Raw genomic sequence first — 23,174 nt, forward strand, 5'->3', positions numbered from 1 at the left:
GCCACGGTCTCCCCGTGGCCGACGGGGGCCCTTTCCCGTGGCGCGCCTCCCGTGCGTCCCGCCCGCCGCCGCGTGCGCGCGTCAGCCGAGGACCACGCAGCTGGCCGCGGGCACGGCCAGCGAGCCGGCCCGGTGCGGCTGCCCGGTCAGCGGGTCCACGTCGAACCAGGTGACGTCCCCCGAGCGTTCGTTGGCCGCGTACAGCCGGGTGCCCGAGGGGTCGACGGCGAGATCGCGCGGCCAGGCTCCCCCGCAGTCCACGGTGCCGGTGAGCCGCGGCCGCGCGGGCCCGTCGGCGAGGGAGAGGGTGACGAGGGTGTCGGCGCCGCGGACGGCCGCCCAGACGAACCGCCCGTCGGGCGAGGCGACGATCGCCGAGGGGTAGGCCCGTACGGCCCCTGAGGCGCCCGCGGAGGCCACCGGAACCTCGCCGACCGGTTCCAGTCGCCCGGACGCCCCGTTCCAGCGGCAGACGGTCACCTGCGGCTCCAGCTCGTGCAGTACGTAGGCCACCGCGCCCTCCGGATGGAAGGTGAGGTGGCGGGGACCGGTCCCGGCGCGCAGCGCGGTCTCGGCGTGCACCCGCAGGGCCCCGGTGGCCGGGTCGAGCGCGCAGACCCGTACCGAGTCGGTGCCGAGGTCCACGCTCAGCGCCCAGCGGCCGGTCGGGTCGGGCAGCACCTGATGGGCGTGCGGGCCCTCCTGCCGGTCGGCGTCGGGGCCCGAGCCCCGGTGCGGCAGGACGTGGGCGGGCCCGCCCGGGCTGCCGTCGGGGGCGAGCGGGAGGCTGCTCACGCTGCCGGAGGTGTAGTTGGCGGTCAGCAGTCTGCGCCCGGCCACGCTGAGGTGGGTGGGCCCGGAGCCCCCGACGCGGACCGCCGCGCCGAGGGGGGCGAGACCCTGAGCGGTCGGCCGGAAGGCGGCGACCGTTCCCCGCTCGGTCTCGTTCACCGCGTAGAGCACACCGGTGGAGCGGTCGAGGGCGAGGTACGAGGGGTCCTCGGCGGCGGTGACCGAGAGCGGGGTCAGCACCCCGGTCTTCGGGTCCACGGCCGCGGTGGTGACACCGCGGCCCCCCGCCGAGGTGAACGAGCCGATGTGGGCCCGGGGTTCGCCGCTCCGGTCCCTGCTGTCCGCGCCACCCACTGCAAGCCCCTCTCACCGCTCCCGGATCCGTCCGGAGCCGACGGTAACAGAAGGTCTAGACCAAATCCCGCCCCTGGGCCCGCTCCTGCGCGCCGGGGTGGTGGACGTAGGCGGTGCTGCTGCTGCGGTCCTCGTAGGTGCGGTGGAAGACCGGGGTCGCGGAACCGGAGATCGGCGGCACGATCCAGGACCAGTCCGCGCCCACCTCACGGCCCTTGCGCTCCTCCCGTTCCATGTGGGACAGGAAGCGCCGGGACTCGGTGTGGTGGTCGGCGATGGTGACCCCCGCACGGTCGAAGGAGTGCAGGACGGCCCGGTTCAGCTCGACGAGCGCGCGGTCCTTCCAGAGGGAGCGGTCGCTGGAGGTGTCGAGACCGAGGCGGCGGGCGACGGCCGGCAGGAGGTTGTAGCGGTCGGTGTCGGCGAGGTTGCGAGCGCCGATCTCGGTGCCCATGTACCAGCCGTTGAAGGGAGCGGCCGGGTAGTGGATGCCGCCGATCTCCAGGCACATGTTGGAGATGGCGGGTACGGCGTGCCAGCGCAGGCCCCAGTCCGCCCAGCCGTCGCCCTCGGGGTGGTCGATGGGCACTTCCAGGACGGCGTCCGCGGGGGTGTCGAACCACCGGGGCTTGTCGTCGACGCCCTGGACCACCAGCGGGAGGAGGTCGAAGGGGGTGCCGGCGCCGCCGGACCAGCCGAGCCGTAGCAGCGCCCCGGTGAGCGGGGCGTTGCGGGCGTCGCCGACGGTTATCGAGGGGTGGTCGCCGTAGCCCGCGTACCTGACCAGCTGCTCGCTCCAGATCAGCGGGCCGGGACGGTCCGGGGTGTCCGGGGCGAAGACCGTGATCGTGGGTCTGACGCGGCCCCCGTTCGTCGCCTCGCGCAGGTGGTCGAAGCACTCGGCGGCGATGTCGTCGGCGTCGGTGAGCCCGCGGCGGTCGCGGACCCGCAGCGAGTTCCAGTAGAGCCGGCCTATGCAGCGGTTGCTGTTGCGCCAGGCCACTCGGGCCCCGTGGACCAGTTCCGCGGGGGTGTGCACATAACTGCCGGTCTCGGCGAGCTCGGCCCTCACGGCGGCGAGCCGGGCGCGCGGATCTCCGGCATCCGCGTTCTCCCGGTGGAAGAGTCGGATGAACTCCTCGGCCGCTTCCCACACCTGAGCGGTGGTGGAGCGCTGTTGAAGAATTTCCATTCCGGGCCGTTACCCCCTGTCCGAACAGATCCACCCTGTACATGCCGGATGAATGTGCAAGAAACGTTGACCCGTTGTACCTGTCGCAGGTCAGCGCCGTGCGGCTGCCGGGCACGGAACACTCTTCCGAGTGATCCTCACGGATTCCGCTGCGGGACGGGGTGCAGGGGCGTAAAATCCGGCGCATTCCGGGAGTTGGCCGCGTGCCGGGCGGCGGGGCGCACCACCCGGGCCGGATCAGCGGCAGGGGCGGCTCATGTAGAGCGCCAGCTCACCCGCGGCGGGCGTGCCGCCGTACAGGGAGGTGTCGAGGCCGCAGAAGGTGAATCCCATCCGCCGGTAGGCGTGCACGGCGGGGGCGTTGACCGAGCTGACCTCCAACCACAGGTGCTCCGCGCCCCGTTCGCGGGCGAACCGGTCCGCGCACTCCATCAGCGCACGGCCGATGCCGCGGCCCCGGTGGCCGGGCGAGACCTCGATGTCCTCGATGGTCAGCCGCCGGTTCCAGGCGGCGTAGCCGACGGCGGCGAACCCGCACAACAGGTCGCCGTCGAGGGCGACGAAGGTCCGCGCGTCCCCGTCCGAGTCCTTCCCGCCGCCGAGGCCCAGGCCCAGACCCTGCTCGTCGTGCTCCTCCGGCGGGAACGCCTTGTGCACGGGCGGGTCCACCGGAACCTCGCGCAGCAGGAAGCCGAAGCCGGCGTCGGCGCCCGGGCCCGGGGTGCTCACCTCGAAGACCGTGGCGGTGACGAATGAGCTGTCCAGGGCCTCGATGGCACCCGCGTCCTCGGGACGGGCGGGGCGATAAACGATTTCATCGGCGTCGGCCGAGCCGTGTGCGGTGGTCATGAGATCCACCGTACGCAAAAAATCCCCAGGCCGAATTGGCTGCCGAGGGATGGAGGAGCGTATATTCAATGGTTCGCGACTTCACCGGAGCGAAGCCACGAAGAAGATTACGAGGACACCGTATCGCGGCAGGAGTGCAATTGTCAACCGAGGAATTCCGGAAAGAGCAGCAATTCGTCACCGCGCTCTATCTGCGTCTCGACGGCCTGCGTGACCAGGCCGAACAGGCGGTCGAAGGGGCGCTGCGCGATGTCGGGACCGGGTTTCAGGCGCGGCTGGAGCGGGATACCCTGGTCGCCGAGCAGTCCGGTCTGCTTTCCGCCCTGAATGCGGGCGAGAACGGTCTCTGTTTCGGCCGTCTGGAGTTCTCCGACGGCCGCGACCACCACATCGGCCGGCTCGGAATCCGGGCCGACGACGCGGAGCGCACGCCGCTGGTCCTGGACTGGCGGGCGGAGGTGGCCCGCCCCTTCTACCTCGCCACCGGCCACACCCCCATGGGGCTGCGTCGGCGCCGCCACATCACCAGCCGGGGACGCGTGGTCACCGCCCTGCACGACGAGATCCTCGATCTGACCGACGCGGAGCGCACCGGGCACGAGGGCGCCGACGCGGACGCCGTGCTGCTCGCCGCGCTCGACGCCGCCCGGACCGGCCGGATGCACGACATCGTCCGCACGATCCAGGCCGAGCAGGACCGGATCATCCGCTCCACCCACCGCGGGGTGCTGGTCGTCGAGGGCGGTCCCGGAACCGGCAAGACCGCGGTCGCCCTGCACCGCGCCGCGTACCTGCTGTACGCCCACCGGGAGCTGCTCGCCAAGCGCGGGGTGCTGATCGTCGGTCCGGGCCCGGCCTTCCTGGGCTACATCGGCGGGGTGCTGCCGGCGCTCGGCGAGACGGGCGTGCTGCTGGCCACCCCGGGCGAGCTCTTCCCCGGTGTGCACGCCACCGGCACCGACCGCCCCGGGGCCGCCGAGGTGAAGGGCCGGGCCGCGATGGCGGAGGTGCTGGCCCGGGTGGTGGCCGACCGGCAGCGCCTGCCGGAGACGGTACCGGCGGACACCGGGGAGGAGTACGACACGGTGCCCGAGCCGGCGCTGGAGATCGACCACGAGGAGTACGGAACCCTGCTGCTGGACCGCACCATGGCGTACGGGGCGCGGGACCGGGCCCGGGCCACCGGGCTGCCCCACAACCAGGCGCGCCCCTCCTTCGCCTTCCCGGTCATCGACGCGCTCACCGCGCAGCTCGCCGACCGGCTGGGCGCCGATCCGTACGGCGGGCCGAACCTGCTCGGCCCGGACGACGTCGTCCAGCTCGGCAAGGAGATCGCGACGAGCTCCGCCGTGCATGCGGCGATCGACTCGCTGTGGCCCTCCCTGACCCCCGAGCAGCTGATCGCCGACTTCCTGGCGGACCCGACGCACCTGCCCGCGCACGAGGCGGACCTGATCCGGCGCGCGCCCTCGGCCCGGCCGGACTGGACCCCGGCCGACGTGCCGCTGCTGGACGAGGCGGCCGAGCTGCTCGGTGATGACGACAGTGCCCGGCGGGCCGCCGAGGAGCGGGACCGGCAGCGGCGCATCGCCTACGCGCAGGGGGTGCTGGACCTGTCCGAGGGCTCTCAGTCGTACGAGTTCGAGGACGAGGAGAGCGAGTACCTCGCGGCCCACGACATCATCGACGCGGAGCGGATGGCCGAGCGCCACGAGGAGGCCGACCACCGCAGCACCGCCGAGCGGGCCGCGGCCGACCGCACCTGGGCCTTCGGGCACGTCATCGTGGACGAGGCGCAGGAGCTGTCCGCGATGGCGTGGCGGCTGCTGATGCGACGCTGCCCGACCCGGTCGATGACCCTGGTCGGCGATCCGGCGCAGACCGCCGACGAGGCGGGCTGCGGCTCGTGGGAGGGGATCCTCTCGCCGTACGTGGGCGAGCGCTGGGAGCTGGTCCGGCTCGGGGTGAACTACCGCACGCCGGCCGAGATCATGGAGGTCGCGGCGGGCGTACTGCGCGAGCGCGATCCCGGCTTCGAACCGCCGCGGTCGGTGCGGACCACGGGCGTGCGGCCGTGGGCGCTGGCGGCCGGTGACCTGACGGGGGCGACCCGGGAGGCCGTGGAGCGGGAGCTGCCGGCCGAGGGGCGGCTCGCGGTGATCGCGCCCCGGGCGCGGCATGCGGCGCTGGCGGCCGTGCTGCCGGGGGTGCGGGAGGGCGCGGATCCGGATCTGACCCGGGAGGTGGTCCTGCTGGACCCGCGCCAGGCCAAGGGGCTGGAGTTCGACACGGTGATCGTGGTGGAGCCCTGCGAGCTCCGGCCGAGCGACCTGTACGTGGCTCTGACCCGGGCCACCCAGGCCCTCGGGGTGGTGCACACCCCCGGCCGGCTGCCGACGGGACTGGCGCAGGGACCCCGGGGCGGGCTGCTCAGGCGCTGATGACGAGCGGCGCCCGGGGGTCGGTGCGCAGCGGCGTCGCGAGGGCCACGAGAGTGTGCTCCAGGCCGTGGAGGTGGGCGAGGGCCGGTTCCGCGGCGGCGGGCCGGGGGTGCGGCGCCGCGGCGGGCCCGTGGGTGCCGTGCGGGGCGGTCAGTGCCTCGACCGCCGCCTCCACGCGCCAGCAGGCGGCGGCCAGCCGGGCGTCGTGCGAAGCCTGTGGGTCCGCGGCGACCGCGACCAGCCCGCGCACGTCGCGGGCGCAGTCGTCGAGCAGGGCGAGCACCTGCCGGGCGCGGGCCTTGCGGGCGCGCAGCGGGCTCAGCGGGTGCACGAGCGGTGCGAGCGCCATCCGTACCCGGCCGAGCAGCAGCTCGAGTTCGGCGGCGTGCGGGGCGGGGTCGGCGTCCGGGTCGCCCGCGAGCCGCTCCAGGGCGGCCGCGGTGGAGGCGCGCACGCAGTGCAGGGCGCGCTGGATCCAGGCGTCGTTGGCGGCGTGGGTGGTGACCGGGAGGATGATCACGACGGCGAGGGCGGCGCCGATCGCGCCGATCGCGGTCTCCTGGAAGCGCAGGAGCAGGAGCCCGGGGTGCAGGACGCCGAGGAGGCCGTAGAGCAGGCCGGCCATGACGGTGACGAAGAACATCATCCACGAGTACGAGGGCGCGGCCGTGTAGAAGATCCCGAAGACGCATACGGCGACCAGTGCGGCCGTGGGCACCGCCGCGCCGTGCAGCGGTACGGCGATCAGCAGCCCGGCGGCGATGCCGATCACGGTGCCGAGGACGCGGCGGAAGCCCCGTACGAGGGTCTCGCCGCGGGAGGCGGTGTTCACGAAGATCCACCAGGAGGTGCCGACGGCCCAGTACCAGCGGTCGTCGGAGAGCGCCTGGCCGATGCCGAGCGCGAAGGCGCAGGCGGCGGTGGCCTGGAAGGCCTGCCGGGTGGTGGGCCGCGCGAGCCCGGTTCCGGGCAGGCCGGGCGGGGCCGCGGGGGGCGGGGTGCGCCGCTCGATGGGCCACAGGAGGAAGCGCACGGCTCCGGAGGCCAGGAGCGCCAGCCCGACCGCGGCGTACAGCTCGGGCAGCTGCCCGGGCACGGCGTGCAGGAACTGGGTGACGAAGAACATCATGAAGGCGAAGATCCCGAGGGCGTGTCCGCGCGGGCCGAAGCGGCGGGCGTACACCCCGGCGAACACGACGGCGAGGAAGGCGGCGTCGCGGGCGAGCGGGATCCCGTGCAGGGTGGTGGCCAGGGCCAGGACGGGATATCCGGCGAGGGGCAGCAGGGCGGTGGTCAGGCGCTGGGCCCGGACGTTCGCGTCGAGCACGGTGAAGAGGGCGAGCAGGGCCGCCAGTCCGCCGGTGATGGAGGCGGTCAGGGAGAGACCGCACACTTCGGCGAGGGCGACGGCGGCGGCGACGCCGATGACCGCGCGGGCCGAGTTCCTGAGTCTCATACGCCCCGGGTCCGGAGCCACGAACATCCTCTTCACGGCGGTGTGCCGCCCCCCTTGCAGTGCTGCGCGCCGGCCCGGCGCCGCCCGGGGGTGGTGGGCGGCGGACGGGCACGGCGAAGGCGCCGCGCTCCGGAACCGGCCTCGTTGCCGTCCGGCGCTGCGCGGCGCCGAAAGTACATGGATAACCCACAGATAAGCACCTGGGGGCCCGCTGGCTCAACCCGACCCTCATAGACTGGGCCATTGGTACAGCCTGTGAGCGGGTTTGTCGGCCATGAGACTGCCAACGGACCACCCCGGCGCACCGGCCCCGGCGCCCGCCCTCGCCGACCCTCGTCGGCGTGACCACGCGCTGTTATCGTGCAGCGACCCGCGGGACGTACGGAAGGGGACCGACGTTGACGCGCACGGCGGAGTCCGGCGAGGCCGAGGCGTTCAGCCGGGCCGCCGTGACGGTCTTCCGGCTGAACGGACGGTTCACCGCGGCGCTCGACCGGCTCGCGCTCACCTCCGGGCTCAGCGCCGCACGTTGGCAGATCCTCAGCACGGTGACGGACGAGTCACTTTCCGTGTCGGCCGTCGCCCGGCGGGTGGGGACCACCCGGCAGAGCGTGCAGCGCATAGCGGACCTGCTGGTGCGGCAGGGCCTCGCGATCTATCTGGACAATCCGGCGCACAGGCGGGCCAAGCTGCTCACCGCCACCGAGCAGGGCGTCGCCGCGAAACGGGAGATCGACTCCTGTCTCGCCGAGCTGGCCCGGCAGTTGTGCGAGAGCCTCGGCGGCGAGGACGAGGTACGGCGCACGGCCGAGGTGCTGCGGGGTCTGTCCGGCGCGTTGTCGTCGATCGGGTCCGACGACTCTGCGTGAAGCCCCTACACGTGTCCACCGCTATACGGACAAGCTGGCCTGAAACTGACCGTGTTTTTCCCAAGAGTTGACTGCACCGAGGAATGCTCTTTGCGGTACCGTTCGCGCCTGACGCGGGGTTTCAAGGCCGGGGGACCTTTTGAATCGGTTTGTCTTCAGAGTGCTGGGGCCGCTGGTCGTCCAGACCGATGAGGGTCCACTGCGCATCAACGGCCGCCGCCAGGCCACGGTCCTGTCCATGCTGGTGCTCTACGCCGACCGGATCGTGTCGGTCGACACCCTGGTGGACGCCGTCTGGCCGGAATCTCCCCCCGCGACGGCGCGCAACCAGATCGCCATCTGTGTGGCCACCCTGCGCAAGACCTTCAAACAGGCCGGGGTGACCGATCTGCTGATCACCTCTCCCCCGGGCTATCTGCTGGCCAAGGGCGAGCACCGGATCGACGTCCAGGAGTTCATGGAGCGGGCCGAGCAGGGGCGGGACGCCGCCCGGCACGGACGGACCGAGGAGGCCTGCACGCAGTTCGAGGAGGCCCTGAGCATCTGGCGCGGCTCCGCGCTCGACGAGCCGTCCGGGTCGCGGCTGGAGGCGGAGACCACCAGGCTGGAGCAGATGCGGCTCGCGCTGATGGAGGAACGCGCCGGGCTGATGCTCCAGCTGGGCCGGCACCGCGCGCTCACCGGTGAGCTCACCGAGCTGGTGGCCCGGCACCCCCTGCGCGAGCAGTGCCGTGAACACCTGATGCTGGCCCTGTACCGGTCGGGGCAGCGGGCCGAGGCCCTCGAGGTGTTCCTGCAGGGCCGCCGGTTACTCACCGAGCAGCTGGGGATCGAACCGGGTCCCGGGCTGCGGCAGCTGCACGACCTGATCCTGCGCGACTCCCCCGAACTGACCCGGCCCCCCGCCGTGGCGGCCCCGGCGCCGGCGGCCCTGAACACCATCCCCGCCCAACTGCCCGCCGACGTCATGGCGTTCACCGGCCGGCAGCGGGAGATGACCTCCCTGGACCGGCTCCTGAAGGAGCCCTACAACCCGCACACCCCGGCGCTGGCGACCATCGTCGGCGTGGGCGGGGTGGGCAAGACCGCACTGGCGGTGCACTGGGCGAGCCAGGTCGCCGACCAGTTCCCGGACGGCCAGCTCTTCGCCGATCTGCGCGGCTACGACGAGGAGCACGCGCCGGTGTCCCCCGCCGCCGTGCTCGACCGGTTCCTGCGCGCCCTCGGGATCGGCGCACCCCAGATCCCCCCGGACCCCGACGAGCGGGCCTCGCTGTTCCGGAGCCTGCTCAGCACCCGCAAGACGCTGATCGTCCTGGACAACGTACGCTCCTTCCACCAGCTCAGACCCCTGCTCCCGGGTGGCGGACGCAGCGTGGTGCTGGCCACCAGCCGGGAGAGCCTGGGTGATCTGACCGGGGACTACACCGCGCTGACCATCCGGCTGCGGATGCTGGAGCCGACCGAGGCGACGGCCCTGCTGATCAAACTCGCCGGGGCCGACCGGTTCGGCAGCGACCCGGTGGCGGTGGAACAGCTCGGCGCCCTGTGCGACTGCCTTCCGCTCGCGCTGCGGATCGCGGGCGCGCGGCTGGCGGCCAAACCCAATCTGAGCGTACGGAGCCTGGTGGCGCGGCTGCGCGACCACCGCTCCCGCCTCGATGTGCTGAGCCCCGGCGAGGGCGGGGTGCGCGCCGGCTTCCGGCTCACCTACCGGGATCTGCCGCCGGAGACGGCCCGGATGTACCGCAGGCTCGGACTGCTGCGCACGGCGGACTTCGCCGCCTGGGCGGGAGCGGCCGTACTGGACACCGACGTGTGGCACGCGGAGGAGCTGATCGACCACCTGGTCGACGCGCAGCTGCTGGAGGTCGCCGATACGGAACCGGGACGGACCGCCCGCTACCGGTTCCAGGACCTGCTGCGGCTGTTCGCCCGCGAGCGCGCGGAGTCGGACGAGCCGGAGGGGGAGACCGACGCCGCACTGGACCGGGCCTTCGCGGCCTGGGCCTGGCTGGCCGAGGAGGCGCACCGGCGGATCGACGGGCGCGAGTTCCCGGTGGGCCGCACGCCCGCACCCGCCCCCCGCTTCCTGCCGGAGCTGGCCGACGAGCTGCTGGCCGCCCCGATGGACTGGTTCGAGTCGGAGCGCACGGCGGTGGCGGACCTGGTGGCCCATGCGGCGGAGACCGGCCGGGGCCGGTACGCGTGGACGCTGACCGAGAGCGCGGTACCGCACTTCGAGACGAAGAACTACCTGGAGGACTGGCAGCGCTGCGCCGAGCAGGCGCTGGCCTCGGCCCGGCGCGCCGGTGACGAGCCGGGCGAGGCGACGATGCTGCGGCTGCTGGGGTCGCTGGCGATCTACCAGCGGCGGTACGAGCAGGCCGAGGGCTGGAACATGGCCGCGCTGCGGTTGCTGCGCAACACCGGGGACGTGGGCGGGGCGGCGCTGGCCCAGCGGAACCTGGCCATGTGCGCGCGGTTCCAGGGGGACTGGGAGCGGGCCCTGGAGTTCTGCAAGGCGGCCCTCGGCGGCTTCCACGCCTCCGGCGACATCGGGAACGAGGCCCATCTGCTGGGCTTCCAGGCGCAGATCGAGCTGGACCGGGGCAACGTGGGCGGCGCTCTGCCGCTCGCCGAGGAGGCGGTGGCGCTGAGCCGGCGCACCGGATCGGTGCGGGCCGAGGCCCAGAGCGTGTACCGGCTGGCCGAGGTGCGGCTGCGTGCGGGAGACCTGGGCGAGGCGGCGGAGGCGTTCGGCGCGGTGCTGCGGCTGACCCGTGGCGAGGGCGACCGGGTCGGGGAGGCGCACGCGCTGCGGGGACTGGGCCAGACACAGTGGAGCCAGGGCCTGCTGACGGCGGCGGGAGGGACGCTGCAGCAGGCCCTGGAGATCACGGATGAGCTGGCGGATCGATTCCTGTACGCCCGTGTGGAGACCGACCTCGGATGCGTGGAGGCGATCGGCGGCCACCTGGCGGAGGCGGCGGATCGGTTCCGGCGGGCACGGGCCGCCTTCGGGGAGGTCGGTGCGCAGCCCTGGCGGGCGCAGGCGGCCCGGCTGCTGGCGGCGGTCCAGGGCGCGGCGGGAGGGCCGGGCGGTGGGAACGGGCCGGGTGACGCAGGTGGTGCGGGCGGTGCGGGCGGTCCGGGCAGTGCGACCGGGTCGGGCGGGTCGGGCGGGTCGGGCGCGTCGGGCAAGGGCGGCGGGCCGGGCGGTGCGGACGCCGGTGGAGCGGCGCATCGTTCCTTCACCGCGGCGGAGTTGACCCTGTTGCTGACGCCCCCGGAGGAGACGGCCTGAGGCCCGTCGGGGCGGCGGTCAGCCCCAGGGCATGTCGCCGTTCTTGCCGGCGGAGCCGTGGTGCGGGGGGACCAGCGGCTTGACGACGCCCCAGGGCATGTCGTCGTCCGCCAGCGTGGTGGTCCTCGTCTCCGCCAGGACGTCCGACGCTCCCCCCGTACCCACGAACACTCCCGCAAGAACGACCAGGCAGGCCGCCGCCGTCGTGTTCGCCGTCTTCACCGTCCGCGTGCTGCGCATCTGGGAATCCCCTCTCGGTGGATCATCACTGCCGCTCGCTGCGGCATGAATGGAACAGTAGGGACGCCTCCTTTTTCTTCTGTGTTCCATCGATTTCGTGACCCCGGCCGCCCTCGAAATCGCCACGATAACGAGGAGACAGCGCACTCCTCTAGCTTCGTTCAGAGATTCTTCTCCATGAATCACGGATGGGGCGGTACATGGAATTCCGAGTGCTCGGGCCAGTCGAGGTACGGCGGGACGGCCGCCGGGTCGCGTTCTCCGGGGCGAAGCTGCACACCGTGCTCGCGGCGCTCCTCGTGGCGCGTGAAGAGGTGATCTCCGACGAACGGCTGTGCCGGCTGCTGTGGGGCTGGGCTCCGCCGGCCACCGTCAGCGCACAGCTCTACACCTATGTTTCCCGCCTGCGCAAGATTCTCGGCGACGATGTTCTGATCGATCGTAGGCCGCCCGGATATGCCATGAGCATCGGTAATGCGACCTTCGATCTGACAGAATTCGAGAAGCTGGCGGTCGGCGGCCGCGAGGCATTGATCGCGGAGGACTTCGAAAAGGCCGGTGAGCTGCTGCGCGGCGCCCTGGCACGGTGGAACGGGCTGCCCTTCGCCAACGCCACGGAATACCTCGCGGACGCCGAGGCGCCGCGGCTGACGGAGGCCCGGGCCGTGACCCTGGAGCACCGCATCGCCGCGGACCTCGCCCTGGGCCGGCACGAGCAGATCACCGGTGAGCTCACCGGTCTCGTCGCCGAGTTCCCGCTGCGCGAGCGCATCCGGTGCCAGCTGATGACCGCCCTGTGCCGGTCCGGGCGGCAGGCGGACGCCATCCACCTCTACCACCACGGCCGCGCGGTGCTCGCCGACGAGCTGGGCGTGAACCCCGGCGAGGAACTCCGGTCGACCTACCGCGCGCTGCTGGAGGGCACGCTCGACCGGCAGCCGTGCTCCGCGCCCGCCGTGCTGACCGGCCCCCGGCGGGACGCCTCCGGCCGCCCGGCCGGGGCCCCGGCCATGCTGCCCCCCGACACCGTCGATTTCACCGGCCGGGAGCCCGAACTGGAGCTGCTGTGCCGTGCGCTCGCTCCCGACGGCCAGAGTGCCGGGCGGCCGCGCCGGGTCCTGGTCACCGGTATGGCCGGGCTCGGCAAGACCGCCCTGGCCGTCCACGCGGCCCACCGCTGCCAGCGGCACTTCCCCGACGGGCAGTTGTACGCCGACCTGCGCGCCCCCGACGGCACTCCCCGGCACCCCACCCGGGTGCTGCGCCGACTGCTGCGCGCGCTGGGCCCGATGGACGACGTACCGGCCACGGATGACCAGGACCAGCTGGTCCGTCTCTACCGGGAGCGGACCCGGGGCAGGCAGCTGCTGATCGTGCTGGACAACGCCTCCGGGGCCGCCCAGCTGGGGCCGCTGCTGCCCAACACCCCGGAGCCGGCGGTCCTGGTCACCGGGCGCACGGCCCTGCCCACCGTGGCCGGGGCGCACACCGTGGCCCTCGCCCCGCTGGCGCCCCGGGACTCGCTGGAGCTGCTCTCGGCCGCAGCCGGTCCCGCCCGGGTGGCCGCCGCGCCCGGTGCGGCGTCCTCGATCGTCGAGCACTGCGCCGGTCTGCCCCTCGCCCTGCGGATCGTGGGCACCCGGATCGCCGCCCGTCCGCACTCCACCCCGGACCGGCTCGCCCGCAGGCTGGCCGACCCCGTCACCAGGCTGCGCGAGCTGCACTCGGGCGACCTGGACGTCCACACCTCGCTGCTGCCGTCCTGGCGGGCGCTGGACCCCGAGGTACGGACGGCGTTCCCGGCGCTGGCCGCGCTCGGCCCGCAGCCCTTCCCCGCCGCGGAGGCGGCGCTGTCGCTGAGCCTGCCGGAAGCCGAGGCCGAGCGGCTGCTGGAGGCGCTCGCCGACGCGGCCCTGCTGGAGGTCAGCGGCGCGGACGAGTGGGGCCAGCCCTGCTACCTGTTCCACCCGCTCGTACGGCTCTTCGCGCTCTCCCTGGACGAGGGGCCCGTGCCCGGCCGCGGGCCCGCCGGCCGGCCGGGACATAACCGGCGGCTAACTCACCGCCCCTAGCCTCGCCCTGCCCCACAGCAGGGCGCTCCGGCCCGTATCGACGCCAGGCACGCACAAGCCACCGGCCCGTAACACCGAATGGAGTTGGACCATGACCGAGCTCCTGCCCGCTCGCGCGGACAGTGCCGCGTCCTTCCCGATGACCGAGACGCAACAGGCACTGATGATCGGGCGAGGTGAGGCAGTCGAACTGGGTGGTATCGGCTGCTACGGATACTTCGAATGGGAGCGCGCGGACCTCGATCCCGAGCGTCTCGCCGCCGCCTGGCGCAAGGTCGTCGCCCGTCACGACATGCTCCGCGCGATCGGCCGCACCGACGGCACCCAGTGGGTGCCGTCCGATCCGCTGCCCTTCGACATACCGGTCGTGGACCTGCGCGAGCTGTCCGCCGACGCCTCGCGGGAGCGGCTCGCCGGGCTGCGGGACGAGATGAGCCACGTGGTCTTCCCGGTGGGCAGCTGGCCGCTGTTCGACCTGCGGATCATCCGGCTGGGCGGCCCGGGGAACCCCGGCCGGGTCCACCTCGGGATCGACCTCCAGGTGCTGGACGCCTCCAGCGCCTTCCAGGTGCTCTTCCCCGAGCTGGTCGACTACTACGAGAACCCGGACGCCGAACTCCCGGAGCCCGGTATCGGCTTCGCCGAGTACGCCCGCTGGCGCGCCGACGCCCTGCCGCACACCGAGGCCTTCCGCACCGCCCGCGACTACTGGGTGGAGCGGGTGCCCACCCTGCCCCCGGCCCCCTCGCTGCCCACGGGCGGCTCCGCCGGCGGCGGGCCCGAGGTGCGCTTCGACCGGCGCGAGCACCGCCTGTCCCCCACCAACTGGCAGCGCTTCTCGGCGCGGGCGCACGAGGCGGGGCTGACCCCCTCGGTCCTGCTCACCGCCGCCTTCGCCGAGGTGGTCCGGTGCTGGGCGGAGGAGTCCGACTTCACCATCAACTACCCGGTCTTCCAGCGCCCCGCGGTGCACCCGGACATCACCGGCGTGCTCGGTGACTTCACCAACGCCGTGATGCTCGCCGCCGACGGCTCGGGCGCGACCTTCCTGGACCGGGCGCACGCCCTGCGCGACCAGCTCGCCCGCGACACGGAGCACGGCGCCTTCAACGGCGTCCGAGTGCTGCGCGAACTGACCCGGCTGCACGGGGTGGGCGCGCAGGCCGGCATGCCGGTCGTCGTCACCAGCCTGCTCGACTACCCGGTGCGCAGGCCCGTCACTGACCTGGGCCGGGAGGTGTACTCGATCTCGCAGACCCCGCAGGTCTCGCTCGACGTACAGCTGCGCGAACTGGCCGGTGAGCTGCGCGTCATCTGGGACTTCGCCGAGGGGGCGTTCGCGCCCGGGTTCATCGACGCCGCCTTCGGCGCGTACGTGGATCTCCTGGACCGGCTCACGCAGGACCCGGAAAGCCTGCGCACCCGGCGCTTCGACCTGATCCCGGCGCCCGAACGGACGCTGCGCCGCCGGGTCAACGACACCGCCGGGCAGATCCCGTACACCACCCTGCACGAGCTGTTCGCACGGCAGGCCGGGCGCACGCCCGACGCCGAGGCCGTCGTGGACGCCTCCGGGCGACGGCTGAGCTACGCCGAACTGGCCTCGTACGCCTGGCGGATCGGGCACACGCTGCGGGACCACGGGGCGGCCCCCGGCGAGCTGGTCGCGGTCGTGATGGAGAAGGGCTGGGAGCAGTACGCCGCGGTGTACGGGATCCTCGCCTCCGGCGCCGCCTACCTGCCGCTGGACCCGTCCGTGCCGCCGGAGCGGCTGCGCCGGCTGCTCACCGAGGCCAAGGTGGACCGGATCCTCACCCAGTCCCGCCTGGACTCCCGGATCAGCTGGCCCCCGACGGCCCGGCGCTACCGGGTGGACAAGGACTTCGAGTCCGGCGCCGACACCCGGCCCGGGACCGCGCAGACCCCGGCGGACCTCGCGTACACGATCTTCACCTCGGGTTCGACGGGTGAGCCCAAGGGCGTGATGGTCGACCACATCGGTGTGGTCAACCTGATCCGTGACGTCGCCGACCGCTTCGAGGTCGGTGCCCGGGACCGGCTGCTGGCCATCTCCGGTCTCCACTTCGACGCCTCGATCTACGACGTCTTCGGGGTGCTGACGCAGGGCGGGACCGTGGTGCTGCCGCCGCCGTTCGAGCACGCCGAGCCCGACGTCTGGGCCGATCTGGTGCAGGCCGAGCAGGTCACCCTGTGGAACTCGGTACCCGTCCTGATGGAACTGCTCGTCGGCGAGGCCGAGGTGCGCGAGCGCCGCGGCGGCGGCCGGCCGCTGGAGTCCCTGCGGCTGTCGGTGCTCTCCGGCGACTGGATCCCGCTGACCCTTCCGGACCGGCTGCGGGCGCAGAGCCCCCGTATCCAGGTGGTGGGTTCGGGCGGTCCGACCGAGACGATCTGCTGGTCGCTCTTCCAGCCGATCGGCGAGGTCGATCCGTCCTGGACGAGCATCCCGTACGGCAGGCCCATCACCAACCAGCGCTACTACATCGTCGACGGGGCCGGCTACGAACGCCCGCTCGGGGTGGCCGGGGAGATGGCCGTGGCCAGCGACGTCGGGCTCGCGCTCGGCTACTGGAACGACGCGGAGCGCACCGCGAACCGCTTCGTGCACCTACCGGAGAGCGGCGAACGTGCCTACCTGACCGGTGACCTGGGCCGCTACCTGCCGGACGGCAGCATCGAGATCCTGGGCCGGGACGACTTCCAGGTGAAGATCCAGGGCCACCGGATCGAGCTCGGCGAGATCGAGTCCGTGCTGCGCCAGGACCCGGAGGTCGAGGCGGCCGTGGTGGTGGCCCCGGCCAGTGCCCACGGGGTGCGGCGGCTGCACGCCTTCGTCGTGGCCGACGCGGAGGCGGCCGGGCCGGTGCTGGAGCGGCTCGCCGCGCAGCTCCCGGGCTACATGGTGCCGGCCGCGCTCACCGTGCTGACGGAGCTGCCGCTGACCCGCAACGGCAAGGTCGACCGGCTGCTGCTGGCCTCCTCCGCCGGGAAGCAGCAGTCCGCCGACGAGGCGGCCGTACGGGACGCCGACGACGAGCCGGGCAGTGCGCTGGAGCTGGTGCTGTGCGCGGCGGTCGCCGACATCCTCGGCCTGGACGGGGTGGCGCCCGGCGACAACTTCTTCAGCCTGGGCGGCGATTCGCTGAGCGGTACCCGGCTGGCCGGCCTGCTCAAGGAGCTGCTGGGGGTGCCGGTGCCCGTCAGGACCGTGTTCCAGAACCCGCTGATCTCCGAACTGGCCGAGCGGATCTCCGCCGATCCGGAGCACGGCGCGGAGGCGGTCGCCGCGGCGGATGCCTTCGGCGAGCTGGAGGCCGACGGGGCCGAAGAGGCGGACGGGGCGGACACGGCCGATGCGAACGACTGAGGACACCGTTCGGCACAGCACGGTCATCACGGACGATTCCGAGAGGGGACAGTCATGAGTCTCACCCTGCCCGCGCCGGTCACCGAGCCGGAGCTGCCCGCGGCGCCCGGCCCCCACGCGGACCCCGACCCCGACCTGGTCGATTTCGCCGGTCACGCCGCGGCGCGGCTCAGAGAGCGCGACGGCGCCCTGTACGACCTGCTGGCCCGGGAGTCGGCGCGCCAGCGCGACACCCTGATGATGGTCGCCGCCTCCAGCGTCGCGGATCCCTCCGTCCTGGCCTGCGGGGGCAGCGCGCTCGGCAACCTGACCGCCGAGGGCTTCCCCGGGAACCGCTACCACGCCGGCTGCGGTGTCGCGGACGAGATCGAGCGCCTCGCGATCGACCGGGCGTGCGCTGCGTTCGGGGCCGAGGACGCGATCGTGCAGCCGCACTCCGGCTCCTCCGCCAACCTCGCCGTGATCACGGCGCTGCTGAGTCCGGGCGACAGCCTGCTCGGGCTGGACCTGGACTGCGGCGGCCACCTCACCCACGGCTCCCCCGCCTCGGTGACCGGCCGGTACTACCGCGCCCACGGCTACCGGGTGACACCGGACGGGCTGCTCGACTACGACCAGATCCGCGAGCTGGCCCTGGAGCACCGCCCGAAGCTGATCGTCTGCGGGGCGAGCGCGTACCCCCGCAGCATCGACTTCGCCCGCTTCCGGGAGATCGCGGACGAGGCCAACGCCTATCTCCTGGCCGACATCTCGCACATCGCGGGACTGGTCGCGGCCGGCCTCCACCAGAGCCCCGTCGACCACGCCCACGTGACGACCACCAGCACCTACAAGCAGCTGTACGGTCCGCGCGGCGGGCTGATCCTGCTCGGCCGGGACGCGCGCAGGGCCGGACCGGAGCGCGGCAGTCTGGCCGCGACCCTGCGCCGCGCCGTGTTCCCCTTCACCCAGGGCACCCCCGACCTGGCGTCGGTGGCGGCCAAGGCGCGCGCCCTGGACTTCGTGGCGAGCCCCGACTTCGCCGAGCTCGCCAAGCGCCTCGCCGACGGCGCGCAGGCGATCGCCGAACGCCTCTCGGACCGGGGTTTGCGGCTGGTCACCGGCGGTACGGACACCCATATGGTGCTGCTCGACCTGCGCGGCAGCGGGGTCACCGGGGACGTCGCCGAGCAGGCCCTGGAGGCCTGCGGGATCGTCGTCAACCGCAACCGGGTCCCCGGCGACACCACACCGGTCCGGGTGACCGGCGGACTGCGGCTCGGCACCAACACGCTCGCCGCGCGCGGCATGGACCGGACGGTGGCCGCCGAGTGCGCCGACCTGGTCGCCGACGTCCTCACGGCGCTGCGCGCGCACGGCGGCACCGTGCCGGACGCGCTGCGCCACCGGGTGCGGACGCGGGTCTCCGCACTGTGCGCCGCCCACCCCCTTCCGGGGTATCTGCCGTGACCTTCAGCGGCTTCCCGCCCTCGGCGCTGCGCCTGTACGAGGACCTCGCGGCCGACAACGACAAGGAGGCGTGGCGACTGCGCCACCGCGAGCGGTACGAGCGCGACGTACGTGCGCCGATGGACGAGCTGGCCGCCGAACTGACCGCGCATTTCGCGGAGTCGACCGGGCCGGGCGGGGTGCAGGTGCTCGGCCCGGTCCGGGACACCCGGATGTCCCGTGACAAGTCCCCGTACAAGACCTACCAGGGCGCCCATCTGGACCTGCTGCCCTGTCTGGGCCTGTGGGTGCACCTGGACCGGCACGGCCTGTACGCCTCCGGCCGCTGGTACCCCTACGCCGGGGCCGAGGTCGCCCGGTACCGCGCCGCCGTCGAGCAGGAGGGCGGCGGCGCGGAACTGGCCGCGATCGCGGGCCGGCTGGAGGAGCAGGGGTTCACCCTGGGCGGCGACCGGCTCAGGTCCCGGCCGCGGGGGGTCCCCGCGGACCACCCGCGGCTGGGACTGCTGCGTCACCGCAAGATCGACGCGGGACGCCGCTTCGGGCCGGACGCGGGCCTGCACACGGCGCGCGCCGGGGAACTGGTGCGGGAGACCTGGCAGCTGGTGCGTCCCCTGCTGGACTGGATGGCGGCCCGCGAACTCACCCCACAGCCCCGCGAGCAAGGAGTTGACGTACCGTCATGACCACCGGAAGTTTCGAGACCGCCGATCTGCGCAGCGACACGGTGACCCGGCCGGGCCCCGGGATGCGGGCCGCGATGGCCGCCGCGGAGGTCGGCGACGACCTGTTCGGGGAGGATCCGACCGTCCATGCGCTGGAGGACCGGCTCGCCGGGCTGTTCGGCTTCTCCGGGGCCCTGTTCACCCCGTCCGGGGTGATGGCCAACCAGATCGCCCTCCAGCTCCTCGTCGGTCCCGGCGAGGAGCTGGTGTGCGATGCCGAGGCGCACGTCCTGGCTCACGAGGAGGCCTCCCCGGCCCGCTACGGCGGGATCCAGACGCGCACGGTCACGGCGGAGCGCGGGGTGATCACCGCGCCCCTGCTGGCCGGGGTGGTCCGGCGGGGGAACCCGTACACGCTCGGTACCCGTGCGGTGGAGGTGGAGCAGACCCACACCCGGGCCGGCGGTACGGTCCACCCGCTCCGTACGCTGCGCGCCGTACGGGAACTGACGGCCGGCATGGGCCTGGCGGTGCACATGGACGGGGCCCGGATCTGGAACGCGATGGCCGCGACGGGCACTTCGGCCCAGGCGTACGGGCGGACGGCCGACACGCTGTCCGTGTGCCTGTCGAAGGGGCTCGGCGCGCCCGTCGGGTCGGTCCTCCTGCTGGCGGACGAACTGCGCCCGCGGGCACGGAAGTTGCGGCACGGTCTGGGCGGCGGCATGCGGCAGTCGGGCATCCTGGCGGCTGCGGGACTGTACGCCCTGGACCACCACGTGGAGCGGATCGCCGAGGACCACGCCAACGCAGGGCTGCTGGCGGCGGGCCTCGCGGACGCGGGTTTCACCGTGCGCCCGCCGGAGACCAACATCGTCATCGTCGAGGTCGCCCGCGCCGACGAGGTCGTCGCACGGGCCGCACAGGAAGGAGTACTGGTGACCGCGCCCGGCCCGAGGACGGTCCGGCTGGTCACTCATCTGGACGTGGGACAGAAGGCGTGCCGGCGCGCCCTCGAGGTGCTGGCCGCCGTGATGACCGATGTCGTCACCGGGGTGCGGAACACCGCGCCCGCGGGACATCTGTAAGCAGCGGAAGAGAGCGAAGTAGCAGCATGAGCTTAGAAGTACGGCCCGCCACGGCGGATCTGTGGGACGACATCCAGCAGGTGCTCCAGCCCAGGAAGAGCGCCCACACGTGCTGGTGCATGGCATGGCGGCTGTCCACGGGCGACTACGGGCGGCTCACCGCCGACGAGCGCGGCGAGCACCTGCGCGGCCTCATGGACAAGGCCGATCCGCCGCCCGGGGTCCTGGGGTTCCTGGACGGCGAGGTGGCGGGCTGGTGCAACGTGGCGCCGCGCCGCCAGCTCGACCGGCTGACCTCGTCGAAGACGATCACACCGGTGGACGATCTGCCCGTGTGGTCGGTGACCTGCTTCGTCGTGCGCAAGGAGTTCCGCGGCAAGGGAGTCGCCTCGGGCCTGCTGAAGGGCGCCGTCGCACACGCGCGTGATCACGGTGCGCCCGCCGTCGAGGGGTATCCGGTGGATCCGGAGGGCGGCCGGGTGAACCCGACCCTCGCCTACGTCGGGACGATGGACATGTTCGAGCGGGCCGGCTTCCGCCGGGTCCACCGCACCGAGGCCAAGAGCGACAAGCGCCACCGCTGGGTCATGCGCCGCGACCTGGTCTGACGGTCCCGTCCGCAGCGCAGAAGGGGCTCCCGCGGTGCGGGGGCCCCTTCCCTCGTGCGGCGCCGGTCAGGGCGTGTGCGCCGCGGTGTCCCAGAGCTGGGCCGGGCGCCCGCAGCGCATGGCCTCCCAGGCGGCACGCCGGTAGCAGCCCGCCACCAGGCCGTCCCGCACCAGCCCCGAGGCTCCGTGCAGATGGACCGCGTCACGTGTCACGTCGAGGGTGGTCTCCGCCGTCAGGGCGATCAGCCCGGCAGCCTCCCCCGGGGTGAGCCGGTCCTCGTCGAGGTCCCGGGCGGCGTCGCCCACGGCCCAGCGCACGGCGTCGAGGCGGGCCAGCAGGCCGGCCACGCGCAGCCTGGGTCCCTGGTGCTTGACCAGGGCCTGGCCGAACTGCTGGCGGCCCCGGATCCGGGAGACGACCGCGGTCAGGGCGGCCGCCGTGATCCCGGCCAGCAGCGAGGCCTGGTGGACGGCGGCGCGCAGCCCCACCCGGGCGAGGGCGTGCTCGGCGGCGAGGCCGCGCAGCAGCACCGCCCCGGCCGGCAGCCGGGTCCCGTCGAAGACGGCACTGGCGACGGCTCCCCCGCCGTGGTCGCGCAGCGGGCGTACCTCCACGCCCTCCGTGGGCAGGTCCACGAGCGCCACGCACGGGCCGTCGGGGCCGCTCGCCAGGACCAGCAGGGCGCCCGGGCCGACGCCGGCGGCGAAGGGGCCGCCAGTGCCGGTGAGCACGACGGCGCCGGTGTCCCCGTCCGGTTTCCAGGTGATGCCCGGCGGTACGGTGCCCCGCGGATCGGGGAGCCTGCCCGGCACGGCGAGCTGCAGGTCCCCGGTCCGTACCCGGTCCAGGAGGCTGTCGGCGGCCTCGGGGGCGAGCGGACCGAGGCCGGAGATCAGGTCCAGGGCGAGGAGGGTGTCGGCCAGCGGGACGGGCTGCATCGCGCTGCCCGCCTCCTCGCAGACCATGGCGACGACCGCCTGGCCCAGGTCGAGGCCGTCGTGGCCGATGGGAAGGGCGAACTCCCAGGCACCCACCTGGGTCAGCGCCTCCCAGGCGCCGGCGGGGGTGTCCCCGTCGACCTCCAGCCCCTGGCGCACGGTGAGCCTGAGCTGCCGGAAGAGGGAGTCCTCGTCCTCCCGCTCCCGCCACCGCTCGGGCGCGTCCGCCGTGCCCCGGCCGCCCGTGCCGTTCCCGCCTACCGCCTGTGACGTCACGGCCGTACCTCCGCCCCTGAGTCGAGACGCAGCCGGGCCAGCGTCTCCAGCATCATTTCCGCGGTGCCGCCCGATATCCGCATTCCCGGGGCTTCGCGCAACGCAGAATCGAGTGGGTGTGCCACCCCGTCGACCTCGGGGTCGTCGAGGGTCATGCTGCGGTCGCCATCGAGTTCCGCGGCCCACCAGGCCACTTCCGCGGCGAGCTCGGTGGTGTACCACTTGGCGGCGGCGGCCTCGTCCTCGTTGAGCTCGCCCCGGTCGAGGCGGGTGAGGACGCGGCGGACCAGGGTGCCCGCCGCGAGCAGCCGGGCGTTGAGCTTGGCCAGGCCGATCTGGTCGTGCTGGCCGGCCTCCAGCCGGTCGGTGTGGCCCTCCAGCCGCTCCACGGCGGCCCGGTACCAGCGCAGCGCCTTGACGTAGTAGTCGAGGCCGGTGCGCTCGAAGGCGAGCGTCTTGACGACGATCGCCCAGCCCTGGCCGGTCTCGCCGACCACGTCGTCGGCGGTCACGGCCACGCCGTCGAGGGTGACCTCGTGGAAGGCGTCGTCGCCCATGCCGGGGATCTGCCGGATGGTGACGCCCTCCTGGGCCAGGGGGACCAGGAAGAGGCTGAAGGCGTCGTCCTCGCCACGGGCCAGGCACAGGCCGTAGTCGGCGAGCCGGGCGAAGAGCGAGTGGACCTTGGTTCCGTACAGCTTGTAGCCGCCCTTGCCGTCGGACACGGCGCGGGTGGAGAGGATGTTGAGGTCGGAGCCAGCCTGGGGTTCGCTGAACAGCACGCAGCCGAAGGCGGTGCCGGCCGCGAAGCCCGGCAGGTGCCGGGCCTTCATCGCGGGACTCGCGACATTGAGCAGGGTGGATCCGACGATCTGCACAGTGAGGGTGTGCAGCAGATCGGGCACGTCGTGCATGGCCAGTTCCTCGACCAGTACGGCGGCCGCGACCTGGCTGATGCCGCGGCCGCCGTACTCCTCGGGCCACTGGGGGGCCAGGAGGCCCCGTTCGCCCAGGGCCCGGTGGATGGGCCGCGGGTCGCGGGTACGCCGGGCCTCGGCCACGGGGGCGGAGACCAGGATGTCGTGGATGTCCTCGCGCAGGGCCCGCATGGGGGTGCGGGGCACGTCGGCTCCGCTCCGCAGCAGCCCGCAGTCCGCGGGCGCACGGTAGAACTCGGTGGTGAGCACGG

Annotated in this window: 16 protein-coding genes; 9 read left to right on the forward strand and 7 right to left on the reverse strand. The window is 73.5% G+C overall.

All coding sequences use genetic code 11. The features are described from left to right. Window positions 1-81 precede the first annotated feature (81 nt). From ACWGE1_RS01885 to ACWGE1_RS01895, 3 genes are all read right to left on the reverse strand, one after another. A complete protein-coding gene (locus ACWGE1_RS01885; protein WP_453418593.1) occupies window positions 82-1,146 on the reverse strand; it encodes a lactonase family protein in 1,065 nt (354 codons plus the stop codon). Window positions 1,147-1,201: 55 nt separating this feature from the next. Continuing rightward, window positions 1,202-2,338 (reverse strand): nitric oxide synthase oxygenase, encoded by a 1,137-nt coding sequence (locus ACWGE1_RS01890; protein WP_453418594.1) that lies wholly within the window; start codon window positions 2,336-2,338, stop codon window positions 1,202-1,204. A gap of 237 nt (window positions 2,339-2,575) precedes the next feature. Beyond that, a complete protein-coding gene (locus ACWGE1_RS01895) occupies window positions 2,576-3,187 on the reverse strand; it encodes a GNAT family N-acetyltransferase (protein ID WP_453418595.1) in 612 nt (203 codons plus the stop codon). Between the two features lie 140 nt (window positions 3,188-3,327). Between ACWGE1_RS01895 and ACWGE1_RS01900 the strand changes: the two genes are divergently transcribed. Next, entirely contained in the window at window positions 3,328-5,628 is a 2,301-nt protein-coding gene (locus tag ACWGE1_RS01900; RefSeq protein WP_453418596.1) for a HelD family protein, read from the forward strand. On the opposite strand, the gene ACWGE1_RS01905 is transcribed toward ACWGE1_RS01900, so the two are convergent. Then, complete coding sequence (locus ACWGE1_RS01905; protein WP_453418671.1) at window positions 5,618-7,111, reverse strand: FUSC family protein; 1,494 nt, start codon at window positions 7,109-7,111, stop codon at window positions 5,618-5,620. The two genes, ACWGE1_RS01900 and ACWGE1_RS01905, sit on opposite strands and share 11 nt — an antisense overlap. A gap of 371 nt (window positions 7,112-7,482) precedes the next feature. On the opposite strand from ACWGE1_RS01905, the gene ACWGE1_RS01910 reads away from it, so the two are divergent. Together ACWGE1_RS01910 and ACWGE1_RS01915 are read left to right on the forward strand one after the other, a co-directional pair. Next, window positions 7,483-7,953: a MarR family winged helix-turn-helix transcriptional regulator gene (locus ACWGE1_RS01910; protein WP_453418597.1), complete on the forward strand. Its 471-nt coding sequence runs from the start codon at window positions 7,483-7,485 to the stop codon at window positions 7,951-7,953. Window positions 7,954-8,113: 160 nt separating this feature from the next. Further along, entirely contained in the window at window positions 8,114-11,260 is a 3,147-nt protein-coding gene (locus tag ACWGE1_RS01915) for a BTAD domain-containing putative transcriptional regulator (protein WP_453418598.1), read from the forward strand. 18 nt (window positions 11,261-11,278) lie between these two features. Here the strand turns inward: ACWGE1_RS01915 and ACWGE1_RS01920 are convergent, their stop codons facing one another. Further along, window positions 11,279-11,500, reverse strand: coding sequence for a hypothetical protein (locus ACWGE1_RS01920; RefSeq protein ID WP_453418599.1), 222 nt, complete (start codon window positions 11,498-11,500; stop codon window positions 11,279-11,281). 212 nt (window positions 11,501-11,712) lie between these two features. On the opposite strand from ACWGE1_RS01920, the gene ACWGE1_RS01925 reads away from it, so the two are divergent. The 6 genes from ACWGE1_RS01925 to ACWGE1_RS01950 all read left to right on the forward strand — a co-directional run bounded on the left by ACWGE1_RS01925 (window position 11,713) and on the right by ACWGE1_RS01950 (window position 20,770). Beyond that, a complete protein-coding gene (locus ACWGE1_RS01925) occupies window positions 11,713-13,572 on the forward strand; it encodes a BTAD domain-containing putative transcriptional regulator (RefSeq protein ID WP_453418600.1) in 1,860 nt (619 codons plus the stop codon). A 91-nt stretch (window positions 13,573-13,663) separates the two neighbouring features. Beyond that, entirely contained in the window at window positions 13,664-16,960 is a 3,297-nt protein-coding gene (locus ACWGE1_RS01930) for a non-ribosomal peptide synthetase (protein WP_453418601.1), read from the forward strand. A gap of 54 nt (window positions 16,961-17,014) precedes the next feature. Further along, a complete protein-coding gene (locus tag ACWGE1_RS01935) occupies window positions 17,015-18,409 on the forward strand; it encodes a serine hydroxymethyltransferase (protein WP_453418602.1) in 1,395 nt (464 codons plus the stop codon). Beyond that, window positions 18,406-19,095, forward strand: coding sequence for a DUF2461 domain-containing protein (locus tag ACWGE1_RS01940; protein WP_453418603.1), 690 nt, complete (start codon window positions 18,406-18,408; stop codon window positions 19,093-19,095). The genes ACWGE1_RS01935 and ACWGE1_RS01940 overlap by 4 nt, the downstream gene beginning before the upstream one ends. Next, window positions 19,092-20,162: a threonine aldolase family protein gene (locus ACWGE1_RS01945; protein ID WP_453418604.1), complete on the forward strand. Its 1,071-nt coding sequence runs from the start codon at window positions 19,092-19,094 to the stop codon at window positions 20,160-20,162. The genes ACWGE1_RS01940 and ACWGE1_RS01945 overlap by 4 nt, the downstream gene beginning before the upstream one ends. 26 nt (window positions 20,163-20,188) lie before the next feature. Next, on the forward strand, window positions 20,189-20,770 hold the full coding sequence (locus ACWGE1_RS01950) for an N-acetyltransferase family protein (protein WP_453418605.1): 582 nt from the start codon (window positions 20,189-20,191) through the stop codon (window positions 20,768-20,770). Window positions 20,771-20,836: 66 nt separating this feature from the next. Here the strand turns inward: ACWGE1_RS01950 and ACWGE1_RS01955 are convergent, their stop codons facing one another. Together ACWGE1_RS01955 and ACWGE1_RS01960 are read right to left on the reverse strand one after the other, a co-directional pair. Next, complete coding sequence (locus ACWGE1_RS01955) at window positions 20,837-21,985, reverse strand: acyl-CoA dehydrogenase family protein (RefSeq protein ID WP_453418606.1); 1,149 nt, start codon at window positions 21,983-21,985, stop codon at window positions 20,837-20,839. Continuing rightward, complete coding sequence (locus tag ACWGE1_RS01960; RefSeq protein WP_453418607.1) at window positions 21,982-23,172, reverse strand: acyl-CoA dehydrogenase family protein; 1,191 nt, start codon at window positions 23,170-23,172, stop codon at window positions 21,982-21,984. The genes ACWGE1_RS01955 and ACWGE1_RS01960 overlap by 4 nt, the downstream gene beginning before the upstream one ends. Window positions 23,173-23,174: the final 2 nt, after the last annotated feature.

This window comes from Streptomyces sp. NPDC054932, from assembly GCF_053610205.1.

Bases quoted from the DNA above. Each gene is read 5' to 3' on its own strand.
- ACWGE1_RS01895 (WP_453418595.1), bottom strand. From the start codon at position 3,187: ATGACCACCGCACACGGCTCGGCCGACGCCGATGAAATCGTTTATCGC.
- ACWGE1_RS01905 (WP_453418671.1), bottom strand. From the start codon at position 7,111: ATGTTCGTGGCTCCGGACCCGGGGCGTATGAGACTCAGGAACTCGGCC.
- ACWGE1_RS01950 (WP_453418605.1), top strand. From the start codon at position 20,189: ATGAGCTTAGAAGTACGGCCCGCCACGGCGGATCTGTGGGACGACATC.
- ACWGE1_RS01945 (WP_453418604.1), top strand. From the start codon at position 19,092: ATGACCACCGGAAGTTTCGAGACCGCCGATCTGCGCAGCGACACGGTG.
- ACWGE1_RS01935 (WP_453418602.1), top strand. From the start codon at position 17,015: ATGAGTCTCACCCTGCCCGCGCCGGTCACCGAGCCGGAGCTGCCCGCG.
- ACWGE1_RS01930 (WP_453418601.1), top strand. From the start codon at position 13,664: ATGACCGAGCTCCTGCCCGCTCGCGCGGACAGTGCCGCGTCCTTCCCG.
- ACWGE1_RS01890 (WP_453418594.1), bottom strand. From the start codon at position 2,338: ATGGAAATTCTTCAACAGCGCTCCACCACCGCTCAGGTGTGGGAAGCG.
- ACWGE1_RS01920 (WP_453418599.1), bottom strand. From the start codon at position 11,500: ATGCGCAGCACGCGGACGGTGAAGACGGCGAACACGACGGCGGCGGCC.